Below are 15,022 nucleotides of genomic sequence, written 5' to 3'. Positions count from 1 at the left end.
TCGAATCAGCGCCAACAAACAACGATACACGTCATCCCGCAGACCGCCTTGATACAGCTTGAATGATTTTGTGTATATAATCGCAACCTGTATAAATTGAGGAGCACTCCATGTCTGCTTTTACCCCGGCAAGTGAAGTCTTGCTGCGCCACAGTGATGATTTCGAACAAAGCCGTATTCTGTTTGCCGGTGATTTGCAAGATGACCTGCCAGCCCACTTCGAAAGCGCCGCCAGCCGGGCGCATACCCAACAACTCCACCACTGGCAGGTATTAAACCGTCAGATGGGTGACAACGTTCGCTTTAGCCTCGTCGCACAGGCCGAAGACATCGCAGATAGCGATACGTTAATTTACTACTGGCCCAAAAATAAGCCGGAAGCCCAATTTCAGCTGATGAATATTCTGTCGCTACTGCCGGTGGGCAGCGATATTTTTGTCGTCGGTGAGAACCGCAGTGGCGTACGCAGCGCAGAACAAATGCTGGCCGAATACGCACCGCTGAATAAAGTCGACAGTGCGCGCCGCTGTGGCCTCTATCACGGTCGTCTGGAAAAACAGCCAGTCTTTGACGCCGAAAAATACTGGGACGAGTACAACGTTGACAATTTGACCATCAAAACGCTACCTGGTGTGTTCAGCCGTGATGGCCTGGATGTGGGCAGCCAGTTGCTGCTGTCAACGTTGACACCGCACACCAAAGGTAAAGTTCTGGATGTTGGCTGTGGCGCAGGCGTACTCTCCGTCGCATTAGCCAGCCATTCACCGAAAGTTCGTTTAACGCTGTGCGATGTCAGCGCATCTGCGGTTGAAGCCAGCCGCGCAACGCTGGCCGCAAATGGTATTGAAGGTGATGTTCTCGCCAGTAACGTCTTTTCCAATGTGACCGGGCGCTTTGATATGATCATCTCTAACCCGCCATTCCACGACGGTATGCAGACCAGTCTTGATGCCGCACAAACGTTAATTCGCGGGGCGGTTCGTCATCTGAACAGCGGCGGTGAATTGCGTATTGTGGCCAACGCATTCCTGCCTTACCCGAAAGTGCTGGATGAAATGTTTGGCTTCCATGAAGTCATCGCCCAGACCGGACGTTTTAAAGTGTACCGTACCGTGATGACGCGTCAGGCGAAGAAAGCATAACTGGAATATGTAACGGCCATTTACATGGCCGTTTTTGCACCAATCAACCCAGACTGCACAATTAACTATTGACGAAAAGCTGAAAACAACTAGAATGCGCCTCCGTGGTAACGATACTTTTTGAGTATCGATGGTATGCGAAGGTGGCGGAATTGGTAGACGCGCTAGCTTCAGGTGTTAGTGTCCTTACGGACGTGGGGGTTCAAGTCCCCCCCCTCGCACCATAATCCACGTTGATATTGCTCGCACTGGGCGAAGGTGGCGGAATTGGTAGACGCGCTAGCTTCAGGTGTTAGTGTTCTTACGGACGTGGGGGTTCAAGTCCCCCCCCTCGCACCAACGAGGCGATATCAAAAGTAAGATGACTGTGCGAAGGTGGCGGAATTGGTAGACGCGCTAGCTTCAGGTGTTAGTGTCCTTACGGACGTGGGGGTTCAAGTCCCCCCCCTCGCACCAATTATCTTATTTTCCCTTCTGTTTTTTCTGTTTCACCTCACCCCTGATTCCAATTCATCATCATCAGAACAACGCCACCAATTAGCGCTGCGCATGAAGGTAGCAAAACAAAATGCCGTAATCGCTTGTGATACAGCATGAGTGAAGTCAGTAGTAACCCTAATACAACCACCGCTTTCCATGCGTAAACTGACAGGTCAGTAAATGCCAGCCCGGCAATTAATATTCCCGGCAGTAGCACTCCCCATCCACTGCCCAGCGCACGTTGCAACATGGTTTCACCTACGATATTGATAATGATAACCAATATCATATGATATATTTTCTCATTTGTCAGCCTGGAAAGACTATCAATTATATGAGTTTTACTTAACGATTGATGACATGAATAATTGAAGGTGATAAATTGCACGGCGGTTAGCTTTTCAACAAAAAACTATAAATACCTATGTGAATGATTTTTCACTCGTTATTTTTTCCCTGACAAACACATCTTCGTATCTTGCAGATAAATAACAATATTTACCTATGACAGTACAATCCTGGCGAGCTCTGCGCACTAAAAAATACCAACTCTCTTTACGTTTGTTTCTGCTTCTCAACGCAGTCTCCTCGTTGTTTACGCTTTTCTTCCCGCTTTTTGCCGTCAAGGCATTATCCGCACCAGCAGTACTCATCTGCGCCGCGAGTACGCTGTTGTTGGTCTGGCATGAGAAATATGTCGATAAAAGAATTAATCTCCCCCTTATTTCAATCATTTTTGGCTTGTTATGGGCGACACATATTGTTCTGAAATCTTCTGTATTAGGTCATAATGATTATTATTTTCTATTGATAGCGCTTCTCAGCGTGCTGTTTATTGGCTCGATTGCTTTTGCCAATAATATCATTGCGTTTACCCTCCATTCATTACCTTCAGTCGCCGTGTGTCTGTGGCTTAACGGTAGCGAGCACGGTCTGCGAATTATCTATTTTATGGCGCTGCCCATGGCCGGGATCGCTATTCAACACGTGATACAAAAGCGCTATGACGGTTTTGCCCAGCAGTTGATGTACAAGCTGCTGGAAGAGCGTGAAACACTAAACGGACTTAGTATGCTCGACCCATTAACGGGTCTGTATAATCGCCGGGGCCTGCAAAACCGGCTTGATACGCTGCTGGCCCTCAGTAATTCCAGGCACTATGTCCTGTTGCTGGATATCGACCATTTCAAAGCCTACAACGATCATTACGGCCATATGATGGGCGATCAGGCGCTGATTCGTGTTTCTGCCGCTATTCGCGACTCAGTGCGCTCGCGGGACGTAGTGGCGCGTTTTGGTGGTGAAGAGTTTATGGTGTTGCTGACCGCTATCGATCCAGCGCAGGCACAGGCTGCTGCCGAGCGAATTCGCCAGAAGGTCTACGATCTTAAAATTCCTCACATGTTTAATGAAAGCGTGGCGACCAATGTGACCGTCAGTATCGGCATTGCACCATTGGTAGATCAGGAGATTGACGAAGCCATCGCTAAAGCAGACAAAGCCCTCTACGAAGCCAAGAAGCTGGGCCGTAATAACACTCTGGTCAGTGATGAACTGCGGGTAAGCAGCCCCTCGGTCTGAGCTATCTGTGCGCTGTTGTCCAACATCGCGACAAAAATCTTGCCATCGTTTTCCCTCGTCTATAGGATTGGCAATCATTATCATTTAGATTAACATCTCTATATAGACATGGCTTACCGTTCCGCACCGATCGTTGAAGATGTCATCTGGCGAACCCCTCTCCCTCCCGAGAAAGCATCGCTGGCAGATTCCGTGCGAGCAACAATCGCTCAGACCCGCGAGCATCTACTGGACTTCATTCGTCTTGACGAAACACCGCCACAAAATGCCATGACGCTGCATGAATGGACCCAGCCCGCTACGCTAAACTCGTTGCTGGCAGTTTATTCTGACCATATATATCGTAACCAACCCACATTAACACGCGAAAATAAGCCACTGATTTCCCTGTGGGCGCAATGGTATATCGGGCTGATGATGCCTCCGCTGATGTTAGCCCTTCTGACACAAAAAGAAGCCATCGATACCGCTCCAGAACATATGCACGTCGAGTTTCACGAAACGGGTCGTGCTGCATGTTTCTGGATAGATGTACATCAGGATAAACACGCCACTGCCTTCACTCCACAACAACGGATGGAAACACTGATTCTCTCAGCACTGACACCCGTTGTTCAGGCGCTGGAGTCGACAGGTGAGATCAACGGTAAGCTTATCTGGAGCAACACCGGATATTTAATTCACTGGTATTTAACGGAGATGAAACCGTTACTCGGTGATGAATTACTGACAATGTTGCGACAAGCCTGCTTCTTTGAGAAACAGTTATCCTGTGGCCGGGACAATCCTTTGTGGCGTACTGTTGTTCCGCGTGAAGGGCTGCTGGTTCGCAGAACCTGTTGCCAGCGCTACCGTCTACCCGATGTCCAGCAGTGCGGTGACTGTACGTTGAAATAAAAGAAGAACTGCCCCCTCGTCATTCTTAACTGCCTGCTTATTCTCCTTCCCAGTTAACTGAATCTGATGTTGCGGCGTTGTTACAATAAAATATTTACAGTGATACTTTCCCTGTGACAAATTACGCCATGCAGTTTTTTGCTATATAGGGCTGCTTACTGGCGATTGGGAGAAAAGAATGAGTTTACAATCAGTACGGCAGTTTTTGGCGGAGCATGCCCCGGATATTGAAATCATCGAATTAGACCAAAGCACAGCAACGGTTGATCTGGCTGCAAAAGCCCATAACGTCGAGCCAGGTCAGATCGCAAAAACGCTTTCGCTGAAAGTTAAAAACGACATTATCCTGGTGGTCGCCAAAGGGGATGCTCGTCTGGACAATAAGAAACTGAAGAATACGTTTGGTGCTAAGGCTCGTATGCTGAGTAGCGATGAGGTGGTCAATGCTACAGGTCATCCCGTTGGCGGGGTTTGTCCGTTTGGCCTGGAAACACCAATTTCCGTGTACTGTGATATATCGCTGAAACGCTATGCTGAAGTACTCCCCGCGGCGGGAGCCACACACAGCGCGGTTCGCATCGCACCTGACAGAATGGCTGAGCTGACTGCTGCAACCTGGGTAGACGTGTGTCAGTAACGAACCCAGGTCTTTGTGCCGGTGACTAACCCCGGCACTAATTGATCAATAACACCGTTACGAAACTGCATGAATAAATGGTGTCGACTCCCCGGCACGCAGATATAACAGAATATCGGCAGCGTTCAATAATCCGGCATCGGAGCTAACGCCCAGTTTAGACATTGCATTAAATTTATGCGCCCTAATGGTTTTAATATTCCGCTCAAGCTGAATAGCAATTTGCGGCATCGAATAACCATTCGACATAAAGCGTAGAATTTCACGCTCTGTTGGACTCAGCATACGACTTTGGTTGATATACCAAAGGTTTTTCGTGCTTTCTGTTTCCCTGCTAGCAAAATTCAAGGCTGCAAATAATCCCTCCTGTAAAACGCTTAACGAGGATGCTTTGCTAAGAACACCATCCAGTGGTAACGGCGACAGAGAGCCAATTAAACGCACTTCAGCATCATCATCGGCAATAACCACGCGGCGAATATGAGGGAAGTTCACCGCCAATTCAGTCAGATATACCAGTCCAGCTCGTCGATCAGTTCTTATCGCGGGAAGTGAAAAAATAACCGCTGAAAATGGCATATTTATCATTGTCTGGCTAAAGTCAGACTGGCTGGAAAAGAGATGAAGTTTGTATTGATTTTTTGGCATGGTATTAAATAAATTATTAATACCCACACTGCTCATTACACACTTTTCTACCAACGCGACATTTCGTTTGACACTTCTTTTTTCCATTCCGTGGTTTCTCCATACAATGAAGGTAAATTCAGTTCTCGTGATCCTTGAGAACTATTGATCCATGCATACATCTCTGCATTGCTATGTATTGATAAACGACGCATCGCACTATTTTTTTGGGCACTGATTGTTTTATTGCTTTTCTTAAGCAACATCGCTATCTGATTAATTCCCCAACCTTTCCCCAGCAGTCGCAACACTTTTCTCTCTGACAGGGTAAGCACTATCGACTGCACGCTATGTTCCAGGATTTCAGGCGTTACGGGCGGTGAGAGCAACATTTTGCTAATTCTCTCGGCGCGAGTATTTCCCACATGAATTACATTCACTAAACTTTCGATTGGCTCCGCATCAGACAACAACGAACTACAAGGGCACATCAACAATTCAACGGCTAGCGGATAAAATTTGCGAGAAACGAGGAAGACCCAGTGGATATCACGGTACTGAGATAATAAAGAATAATACTGTTCACAGACTGAACGCGGCTGGCTAAAGTCCCCAGTTAAATCAATCATCACCAAATCGGAACGTCGTAGCTGCAATAAAGTGAGTTCTTCTGCACTGCGGAAACAGGTGAGCTCATAATTTGGGAAATGAGTTTGAATTACACTCTTTAATCCCGCTTGCATAATCGGCAGCGTACTAATAACAACTGCGTTTTTGCTGCGTCCTGGCAACATATATCCTCCACGTCCATATGCCGTTTATCTCATTCACTCTATAAATTCTTAATGGGTAAGTAACATAATCAATAAGGAATGGTTAGAGTAAATAATAGATATTGTGAATTGTTTATCCTTAATTTAATTCATGATAATTCAGACCGCATAATAGCACTATAATCCTAATAGTACTTTGCTATAGAGCCATCGTCGCATAATTACTCATAAAACATTAAATGTACAATTAAAATAACTAAACTATAACATTAGCCATTCTAACTTATTTAGCATTCAGCCCATAAAATAATAACGCTTTCTGATCGTAAGTTAGCAGGCTCAGTATGGTGAGAGGATGCTTCAAACAACTTAAATTTTCACTCAATCGCTAAAACTAAATGTCGCTTCACATTCAGCAGACAAGCACGATGTCTCTTTTTTTCAACACAAATATTGATCTTAGCCAGAGCCATTGGGCTTATACTTCATGATAAAAGTAGACATTCGTCATTCAGAGAGCGTTTTTTCAGTCAGAGTGAGCTATGCAAACAGAGCAGTCGTCACAACGAACGGTTACACGGTTATGTATACAATGCGGGCTTTTTTTACTGCAACATGGGGCAGAAAGCGCACTGGTTGACGAGCTCTCCACCCGCCTTGGGCTGGCTCTTGGAATGGACAGCGTAGAAAGCGCCATATCATCTAACGCAATCGTCCTGACCACGATTAAAGACGGACAATGCCTGACATCGACCCGTAAAAATCACGATCGCGGCATTAATATGCACGTCGTTACGGAAGTGCAGCACATCGTTATTTTGGCAGAACACAAGCTACTGGATGACAAAGGTGTTGAGAAACGCTTTAGCCAAATTAAACCGCTGCGCTACCCAAGATGGCTGGTTGCTTTCATGGTCGGGTTATCCTGTGCCTGCTTTTGTAAGCTCAATAAGGGCGGATGGGATGGTGCCGTTATCACCTTTTTTGCCAGCATGATCGCCATGTACATTCGCCAAATTCTGGCCTCCCGGCATTTACATCCGCAAATCAACTTTTGTATCACCGCTTTTGTTGCCACAACGATATCTGGCCTGATGCTGACTCTGCCCACCTTTAATCACACGCCGACCGTGGCAATGGCAGCCAGCGTGCTGCTGCTGGTTCCGGGTTTCCCACTGATTAACTCCGTTGCAGATATGTTTAAAGGACACATTAATACCGGCCTTGCTCGCTGGGCTATTGCCAGTCTGCTCACACTGGCCACCTGCGTTGGCGTAGTGATGTCGATGACGATATGGGGGCTGCGAGGATGGGTGTGATGGATTTCATTTTTGCACTACTGCAGGATATGGTCCTGTCTGCAATTCCCGCCCTGGGGTTTGCCATGGTGTTTAACGTGCCTCATCGGGCACTCCCGTGGTGCGCCTTGCTCGGTGCGCTCGGGCACGGCTCGCGAATGGCTGTAATGACCGCAGGACTCAATATCGAATGGTCAACCTTTTTAGCTTCATTGCTCGTAGGTTGTATTGGGATCCAGTGGTCTCGCTGGTATCTGGCGCACCCGAAAGTCTTCACCGTCGCGGCGGTGATCCCGATGTTCCCCGGGATCTCGGCCTACACAGCCATGATATCCGCCGTAAAAATCGGTCATTTTGGTTACAGCGAAGCGCTGATGATCACCCTGCTGACCAACTTTCTGAAAGCTTCATCTATTGTGGGCGCACTCTCTATCGGGCTTTCAGTTCCGGGATTATGGCTGTATAGAAAGCGCCCGCGCGTATAACTGATTAACCTTCTTACAATCCAACGGATGGGGGCGACCTTCCCTCATCCTGCTGCTCTCCCTCTTCTCTGTGTTACTATAAAAGCAGTCCCCTTCTCGGTTGTTGTTCGGTATTGAGAAACATTATGTCCTGCAAAATTTTGACCCCGGACGTCATCAGCATTGACGCCTTATTACACGATCACAACGCGGTGCTGGCAAAGTCAGTAGGGGGGGCTGTGGCCGTTTTCGCCAATAACGCACCTGCCTTTTACGCGGTTACCCCTGCGCGGCTAGCTGAGCTATTGGCGATTGAAGAGAAACTGTCCCGTCCGGGTAGCGATGTAACGTTGGACGCGCAATTTTATGAAGAGCCGCAAGCCGCTCCTGTTACCGTGCCAATGGGGAAATTTGCGATGTACGCTGACTGGCAGCCAGACGCCGACTTTCAGCGACAGGCCGCCCTGTGGGGCGTGGCGTTGAGAGAGCCAGTCACCGCCGAAGAACTGGCTTCATTTGTTGCTTACTGGCAGGCGGAAGGTAAAGTCTTTCACCACATTCAGTGGCAACAAAAACTGGCGCGTAGCATACAGATTGGCCGGGCCAGCAATGGCGGGATGCCAAAGCGTGATGTAAATAGTGTCAGCGAACCTGACAGCCATATTCCACCAGGTTTTAGAGGATAACGATGAAAAACGTTGGCGACCTGATGAAACGTCTGCAAAAAATGATGCCACCCAATGTAAAGCCCGCGTTTAAAACGGGCGAGGAGTTGCTGGCATGGCAAAAAGAGCAAGGTGAAATTCGGGCTGCGGCGCTGGCTCGTGAGAACCGGGCAATGAAGATGCAGCGCACATTCAACCGTTCCGGTATCCGTCCCCTGCACCAAAACTGCTCGTTCGATAACTACCGGGTCGAGTGTGAAGGTCAAATGAATGCCCTGAGCAAAGCCCGCCAGTACGTTGACGAGTTTGATGGCAACATTGCCAGCTTTATCTTCTCCGGCAAACCCGGCACCGGAAAAAACCATCTGGCCGCAGCTATTTGCAACGAACTGCTGCTGCGCGGCAAGTCAGTACTGATCATTACTGTGGCTGATATTATGTCAGCGATGAAGGATACCTTCAGTAACCGTGAAACCAGCGAAGAACAACTGCTCAACGATCTCAGCAACGTGGATCTGCTGGTGATCGACGAAATCGGTATGCAGACCGAATCCCGCTATGAAAAAGTGATCATCAATCAGATCGTCGATCGTCGTTCTTCCTCCAAGCGCCCGACCGGCATGCTGACAAACAGCAATATGGATGAGATGAACAAACTGCTGGGTGAGCGCGTGATGGATCGTATGCGACTCGGCAACAGCCTGTGGGTCATTTTTAACTGGGAAAGTTACCGTAGCCGGGTTACTGGTAAAGAGTATTAAAGTATTGGGAACACTCCTAAGTGATCCAGCGCTATACTGCGCTGAAAAGGCATAACACGAGTGACCTGTAATGATGAAAGCAACAAAACGTCTTCTTTGCTGTGCGGTTGCCGCCAGCACACTAATCTCTACTGGCGTTTTCGCCGCCTCCTGGCAAGATTCGCTCTCCAGCGCTGCCAGTGAACTGAGTAAGCAAAGCACTGGCTCACAGAGCAGCACCTCACTCTCTTCCCTGACCAGCCTGCTGAGCAGTAATCAGTCGCTCACGTCGAACAGTATGAATAACGCGGCCGGTATTCTGGAATATTGTGCAAAACAGAAGCTCGCCTCGGTCACAGATACTGAAAACGTCAAAAACCAGGTTCTGGATAAGCTGGGGTTAGGAACGACGGAACAGAAAAAAGATACCAACTACCTGGATGGGATTCAGGGCCTGCTGAACGCCAAAGATGGTCAACAGCTTAACCTGGACACGATTGGTAACAGCTCGCTGGCAAAGCAAGTTAAAACCAAGGCCTGCGATCTAGTATTAAAACAGGGTATGAACTTTATTTCCTGATGTGATAAGCGCCGCGTACCGCCTTTTCCCGGCCTGCGCGGCTTCAATCTACTCTTCGAATCTGCTCCCCACTGACCACATAGTGATCCCCCTCAAAAACACTCATATCTAAACCAATTCTGAATAACAACGTAATTAAATGTCACTAGAATTGCAGCAATATAACAACGCTATTACATTGTACAGTCCAGAAATGATTAGCCTGCCAGGCAATTAATTGCCCGGCTTACTGAGGATCGTCCGTTGTCTGAATTATTCTCCATCGCTCTGTTTCTCGCTTCGGTATTGATTTACGCCTGGAAAGCGGGTCGCAACACCTGGTGGTTTGCCGCCATGTTAACGGTGCTGGGAATTTTTATTGTCTTAAATATCACACTGTATGCCAGCAACTATTTCACCGGAGATGGCATCAACGATGCGGTGCTCTATACGCTGACCAACAGCCTGACCGGCGCGGGCGTCAGCAAATATGTTCTTCCGGGTGTAGGGATTGCACTGGCGCTGACTGTCGTATTTGGCGCCCTGGGCTGGGTACTTCGCCGCCGTCGCCATCATCCTCATCACGTTGGCTACAGTCTGCTGGCCCTGATACTGGCACTGGCTTCCGTTGATGCCAGCCCGGCATTCCACCAGATAACCGAACTGGTCAAATCCCAGTCTCGCGATGGCGATCCGGACTTCACGGCGTATTACAAAGAGCCATCAAAAACGATCCCTAACCCGAAGCTGAACCTGGTTTATATCTACGGCGAAAGCCTGGAGCGTACCTATTTTAATAATGATGCGTTCCCGGACCTGACTCCGGAGCTGGGTGCATTAAAAAACGAAGGAATGGACTTCAGCAATACCATGCAGTTACCGGGTACGGATTACACCATCGCCGGAATGGTGGCCTCACAGTGTGGTATTCCGCTGTTTGCCCCGTTTGAAGGTAACGCTTCAGCATCAGTCTCCAGTTTCTTCCCACAAAATATCTGCCTGGGTGATATCCTGAAAAACTCCGGCTATCACAACTACTTTGTACAAGGTGCAAATCTGCGCTTTGCCGGAAAAGACGTCTTTCTGAAATCCCATGGTTTTGATTATCTGTACGGCGCGGAAGAGTTAAAAAGCGTGGTGGCAGACCCAGCATACCGTAACGACTGGGGTTTTTACGACGACACCGTACTGGATGAGGCATGGAAAAAATTCGAAGAGCTTTCCCGCTCCGGCCAACGTTTTTCACTGTTCACCCTGACGGTAGATACCCATCATCCGGATGGTTTCATCTCCCGTACCTGTAACCGCAAACGCTATGATATCGATGGTAAGGCGAACCAATCCTTTAGCGCAGTCAGTTGTAGCCAGGAAAATATTGCTGAATTTATCAATAAGATCAAAGCCTCACCGTGGTTTAAAGATACCGTTATCGTGGTCTCTTCCGATCACCTGGCGATGAACAACACCGCATGGAAGTATCTGAATAAGCAAGATCGCAACAATCTGTTCTTCGTTCTGCGTGGTGACAAGCCTCAGCAGGAGACGCTGGCCGTGAAACGTAACACCATGGATAACGGCGCAACGGTGCTGGATATTCTGGGCGGCGATAACTTTATCGGCCTCGGACGTAGCAGTTTGTCGAGCGAATCCGTATCGGAAGTGTTCCTGAATATCAAAGAAAAAATGCTGGCGTGGAAGCCCGATATCATTCGTCTGTGGAAATTTCCCAAAGAGATGAAAGAGTTTACCGTCGATCAGGACAAAAACATGATCGCCTTCTCGGGGAGCCATTTCCGCCTGCCGCTGCTGCTGCGCGTATCAGACAAACGCGTTGAGCCGCTGCCGGAAAGTGAATACTCTGCCCCACTGCGCTTCCAGCTTGCTGATTTCGCCCCACGCGATAACTTTGTGTGGGTAGACCGCTGCTACAAAATGGCGCAGTTATGGGCACCAGAGCTGGCACTCTCTACCGACTGGTGCGTATCGCAGGGCCAGTTAGGCGGCCAGCAAATTGTACAGCACGTCGATAAAGCGAAATGGAAAGGTAAGACTGCGTTTAAAGATACAGTTATCGACATGGAGCGTTACAAAGGTAACGTCGATACGCTGAAAATTGTCGATAACGATATTCGTTACAAAGCCGACAGTTTTGTCTTTAACGTGGCAGGTGCGCCGGAAGAGGTGAAACAGTTTAGTGGGATTTCACGCCCCGAATCCTGGGGACGCTGGTCCAATGCGCAACTGAGCGAAGAGGTAAAAATCGAATACAAGGCTCCGTTGCCGAAGAAATTTGATCTGATCATCACCGCGAAAGCTTTCGGCGACAACGCCAACCGTCCTATTCCCGTACGCGTGGGCAACGAGGAGCAAACGCTGGTGCTAAGCCATGATATCAGCACCACCACGCTGCATTTTGATAACCCAGCAGATGCCAATACGCTGGTGATTGTCCCGCCCGACCCCGTCGCCACCAACGAGGGGAACATTCTGGGCCACTCGCCGCGTAAGCTGGGGATCGGGATGGTTGAAATTAAAGTTGTGGATTTACAAGGGTAAAAAAAACAGCGCCCAACACCACTCCGGGCGCTGCATGGCAACCTTAATCCAGACTTTGTACTGCGTGGCGCATTCCCTGCACCAGTATTAACTCCAGGTTTGCCGTCACCTGTTCGACAAGCCCTGGCAGCAATGTAAGATCTTGCCCCCAGTGAGTCGCATCACCGAGCACAACCATCACCAGCTCACGCAGCGTCAGGTCATTACCAATCCTCGGCCAGAGATCGGCATAGCGGCGGATCCACTGCTCATCATCCTGTAATGGATAATTCTCTCCCGCCCGTTCCCCGCGATAAAACGCGATTAACGCAGCCAGTGCAAACGTCAACCGCACCGGCCAGCGTGCATCTTGCTGCCCTGCCAGCAACTGCGGCAAAATACGTGTGCGAAATTTTGTCATCCCATTAAGCGCAATGGAGAGGAGCTGATGACGAATATAAGGGTTCTGAAAACGTCCACTAACCGCACCAGCAAATTCACGCAACTCATCGGCCGGAAGATCCAAAACAGGGATGACCTCCCTGTCAATTGCCTGCTCAACAAAGTGGCGTATATCAGCATCCTGCATCGCCTCACCAACGGTCTCCAGCCCACACAGCCAGGCCACAGGTACCAGTGCGGTATGAGCGCCGTTAAGAATGGCAACCTTACGTTCCTTGTACGGTTTAATATCGCTCACCACGCGGATATTTAACGGGCACTCCGCCAGTTTCAACTCTTCAGCCAGCCATAAAGGCCCCTGAATGACGAACAGGTAAAAATGCTCGGCGGTATCCAGAAATGCATCGTGATAACCCAGCGTTTGTTCCAGTGCCGCAGCTTCTTCACGCGGATAGCCTGTAACAATCCGGTCCACCAGTGTAGAACAGAAGGTATTCGCGGTTTCCACCCAGTCAGTAAACGCCGGAGAAAGCTGCCAGTCTCGCGCGTACTGCAAAACCAGGGTTTTAAGCGCATCACCGTTATAGTCGATAAGCTCACAAGGAATAATCACCCAGCCCTTATCTGCCGCCCCGTCGAAATGGTTAAAGCGCTCCAGCAGCAGACGCGTCAGTTTGGCCGGAAAACTCACTGGCGGCGCATCATCGACGCTATCACCGGCGTGATAACTAATCCCCGCCTCCGTCGTGTTTGAAAATACAAAGCGGATGTCCGGATTGTGAGCCAACGCCAGGTACGCCGTAAAATCCAGATACGGGTTGATCTCGTTATTCACCGAGCGGATTAGCCGTGCCTCACTCACCGCATCGCCCTGCTCATTCAATCCGCGAATGAGCGTGGTATATAACCCGTCCTGGGTATTCAGCGAAGGTGGAAAATCCGTATTAATCGGACGAACAATTGTCACTCCGGCCCGGAGATCTGTCTTCTCATTCAGGATATCCAGTTGCCAGTCGACAAACGCGCGCAGGAAGTTACCTTCACCAAACTGGATCACCCGCGTCGGATACCTTGCCCCTGGGAAATCTTGTCGATTCAATGTCTTCATCACAAAACCCTTCTCAGAACGTGATCACACCTTTGATTAATTCGCGGTTGTTAATCACATCCCGCTCGTAGATTTCCGCAAGCGTGGCAAACGCGTAACGGTGTGTGAGCATCATGTCAGCGGTCAGTTTGCCTTCAGACATCAGCCGCCCCACTTTGGCGAAATCTTCCGGCGTGGCGTTACGACTGCCCATCATGGTGGTTTCTTTCTTATGGAACTCAGGGTCAGAGAACTGCAAATCACCTTTGAACAGCCCAACAAAGACGATGCTGCCGCCGTGGCGAATCAAATTCACCGTATTGTTCATCGCATGCTGATTACCCGTCGCATCAATGACTTTTTGCGCCAGTGAACCACCAAACTGGGCACGTAGCTGCGCATCGAAATCTTCGGCAGCGGGATCGAGAACCGGAAGTCCCAACCGGGAGACAACATGTTCCCTGCGCGCGGGGCTGGTATCTGCCACCACTACCTGTGCGCCATCGGCTTTGGCAATTGCTGCCGCCCCAAGACCTATCGGCCCGGCCCCCACGACAAGAACCTGCTCACCTGGCATCACCGCCGCCCGGCGCACCGCATGTGCGCTGATAGCATACGGTTCAATCAGTGCAGCGGCATGTGGGTCAATTCCCTGCGCATCCAGCAGGTTCGTCACCGGAACGGACAAATACTCACTGAATCCACCATCCTGATGTACGCCAATCACCGAAATCTTCTCACAGCAGTTGGTACGCCCGCTCTGGCACGCCGGACACTGCTGACACGCGACATAAGGAATAACTGCCACCTGCTGGCCCGTTTTCAGGTTTTGTATATTCTTACCCAGCCCAACAATCTCCCCGCATATTTCATGACCTAATACGCGTGGATAACTAAAAAATGGTTGGTTGCCTCCCCAGGCATGAATATCAGTCCCACAGATCCCGACAGACTTAATTTTTATTAATGCTTCACTTTCACCTGGAATAGGTATTTCACGCTCTTTCCAGACTAATTTTTTGGGTTCCTGGCAAATCAAAGTATTCATCGTAGACATGATTCGGCTCTCCTGTTTTTTTGTTGCCTCAGATATCAACGAAATTAAAAATGCAGGAGAAACCAGAAACATAATCTG

At 49.1% G+C, this 15,022-nt stretch carries 15 protein-coding genes and 3 tRNA genes; 13 read left to right on the top strand and 5 right to left on the bottom strand.

Going from position 1 to position 15,022, the window contains the following annotated elements; genetic code table 11:
* The first annotated feature begins 110 nt into the window (after positions 1–110).
* From rsmC to AACS05_RS02740, 4 genes are all read left to right on the top strand, one after another.
* Entirely contained in the window at positions 111–1,142 is a 1,032-nt protein-coding gene (rsmC, locus tag AACS05_RS02755) for a 16S rRNA (guanine(1207)-N(2))-methyltransferase RsmC (protein WP_045439458.1), read from the top strand.
* 137 nt (positions 1,143–1,279) lie between these two features.
* Positions 1,280–1,366: transfer RNA gene (locus tag AACS05_RS02750), tRNA-Leu, on the top strand.
* 28 nt (positions 1,367–1,394) lie between these two features.
* A tRNA-Leu gene (locus AACS05_RS02745) sits at positions 1,395–1,481 on the top strand.
* Positions 1,482–1,511: 30 nt separating this feature from the next.
* A tRNA-Leu gene (locus AACS05_RS02740) sits at positions 1,512–1,598 on the top strand.
* Between the two features lie 37 nt (positions 1,599–1,635).
* Here AACS05_RS02740 and AACS05_RS02735 read toward each other — a convergent pair.
* The gene (locus tag AACS05_RS02735; RefSeq protein WP_045439455.1) at positions 1,636–1,911 is read right to left on the bottom strand and encodes a DUF1435 domain-containing protein; all 276 of its coding nucleotides are present in this window, start codon (positions 1,909–1,911) and stop codon (positions 1,636–1,638) included.
* A gap of 215 nt (positions 1,912–2,126) precedes the next feature.
* Here AACS05_RS02735 and AACS05_RS02730 point away from each other — a divergent pair, with 215 nt between their 5' ends.
* The 3 genes from AACS05_RS02730 (at position 2,127) to AACS05_RS02720 (ending at position 4,737) form a co-directional block, all read left to right on the top strand.
* Positions 2,127–3,203 carry a GGDEF domain-containing protein gene (locus AACS05_RS02730; protein WP_045439452.1) on the top strand — a complete coding sequence of 359 codons (1,077 nt, stop codon included), beginning with the start codon at positions 2,127–2,129 and terminating at the stop codon, positions 3,201–3,203.
* A gap of 108 nt (positions 3,204–3,311) precedes the next feature.
* The gene (gene fhuF, locus AACS05_RS02725) at positions 3,312–4,100 is read left to right on the top strand and encodes a siderophore-iron reductase FhuF (RefSeq protein WP_045439449.1); all 789 of its coding nucleotides are present in this window, start codon (positions 3,312–3,314) and stop codon (positions 4,098–4,100) included.
* Between the two features lie 178 nt (positions 4,101–4,278).
* On the top strand, positions 4,279–4,737 hold the full coding sequence (locus AACS05_RS02720) for a YbaK/EbsC family protein (protein WP_045439446.1): 459 nt from the start codon (positions 4,279–4,281) through the stop codon (positions 4,735–4,737).
* Positions 4,738–4,794: 57 nt separating this feature from the next.
* Here the strand turns inward: AACS05_RS02720 and bglJ are convergent, their stop codons facing one another.
* Positions 4,795–5,472, bottom strand: coding sequence for a DNA-binding transcriptional activator BglJ (gene bglJ, locus AACS05_RS02715; protein WP_045439444.1), 678 nt, complete (start codon positions 5,470–5,472; stop codon positions 4,795–4,797).
* On the bottom strand, positions 5,433–6,158 hold the full coding sequence (locus tag AACS05_RS02710; protein ID WP_045439442.1) for a response regulator transcription factor: 726 nt from the start codon (positions 6,156–6,158) through the stop codon (positions 5,433–5,435). The genes bglJ and AACS05_RS02710 overlap by 40 nt, the downstream gene beginning before the upstream one ends.
* Positions 6,159–6,679: 521 nt before the next feature.
* Here AACS05_RS02710 and AACS05_RS02705 point away from each other — a divergent pair.
* The 6 genes from AACS05_RS02705 (at position 6,680) to opgB (ending at position 12,419) form a co-directional block, all read left to right on the top strand.
* A complete protein-coding gene (locus AACS05_RS02705; protein ID WP_045439439.1) occupies positions 6,680–7,456 on the top strand; it encodes a threonine/serine exporter family protein in 777 nt (258 codons plus the stop codon).
* Complete coding sequence (locus AACS05_RS02700; RefSeq protein ID WP_045439436.1) at positions 7,447–7,920, top strand: threonine/serine exporter; 474 nt, start codon at positions 7,447–7,449, stop codon at positions 7,918–7,920. Before AACS05_RS02705 ends, AACS05_RS02700 begins: the two co-directional genes overlap by 10 nt.
* Positions 7,921–8,045: 125 nt before the next feature.
* The gene (dnaT, locus tag AACS05_RS02695) at positions 8,046–8,585 is read left to right on the top strand and encodes a primosomal protein DnaT (RefSeq protein ID WP_045439433.1); all 540 of its coding nucleotides are present in this window, start codon (positions 8,046–8,048) and stop codon (positions 8,583–8,585) included.
* Positions 8,586–8,587: 2 nt separating this feature from the next.
* Complete coding sequence (gene dnaC / locus AACS05_RS02690) at positions 8,588–9,325, top strand: DNA replication protein DnaC (RefSeq protein WP_045439430.1); 738 nt, start codon at positions 8,588–8,590, stop codon at positions 9,323–9,325.
* Between the two features lie 70 nt (positions 9,326–9,395).
* On the top strand, positions 9,396–9,884 hold the full coding sequence (locus AACS05_RS02685; protein WP_045439427.1) for a DUF2501 domain-containing protein: 489 nt from the start codon (positions 9,396–9,398) through the stop codon (positions 9,882–9,884).
* A 243-nt stretch (positions 9,885–10,127) separates the two neighbouring features.
* Entirely contained in the window at positions 10,128–12,419 is a 2,292-nt protein-coding gene (gene opgB / locus AACS05_RS02680) for a phosphatidylglycerol--membrane-oligosaccharide glycerophosphotransferase (RefSeq protein WP_045439424.1), read from the top strand.
* A 43-nt stretch (positions 12,420–12,462) separates the two neighbouring features.
* Here opgB and AACS05_RS02675 read toward each other — a convergent pair whose 3' ends face one another.
* Together AACS05_RS02675 and AACS05_RS02670 are read right to left on the bottom strand one after the other, a co-directional pair.
* The gene (locus AACS05_RS02675; protein ID WP_045439422.1) at positions 12,463–13,908 is read right to left on the bottom strand and encodes a tagaturonate reductase; all 1,446 of its coding nucleotides are present in this window, start codon (positions 13,906–13,908) and stop codon (positions 12,463–12,465) included.
* A gap of 13 nt (positions 13,909–13,921) precedes the next feature.
* Positions 13,922–14,944 carry a zinc-binding alcohol dehydrogenase family protein gene (locus AACS05_RS02670; protein ID WP_045439419.1) on the bottom strand — a complete coding sequence of 341 codons (1,023 nt, stop codon included), beginning with the start codon at positions 14,942–14,944 and terminating at the stop codon, positions 13,922–13,924.
* Positions 14,945–15,022 lie beyond the last annotated feature (78 nt).

The organism is Citrobacter sp. S-77 (assembly GCF_963864895.1).
Taxonomy (GTDB): Bacteria; Pseudomonadota; Gammaproteobacteria; order Enterobacterales; family Enterobacteriaceae; genus Citrobacter; species Citrobacter murliniae.
The sequence above is the reverse complement of the archived record's forward strand: the minus strand, read 5'-3'. Positions and strand labels throughout refer to the sequence as shown.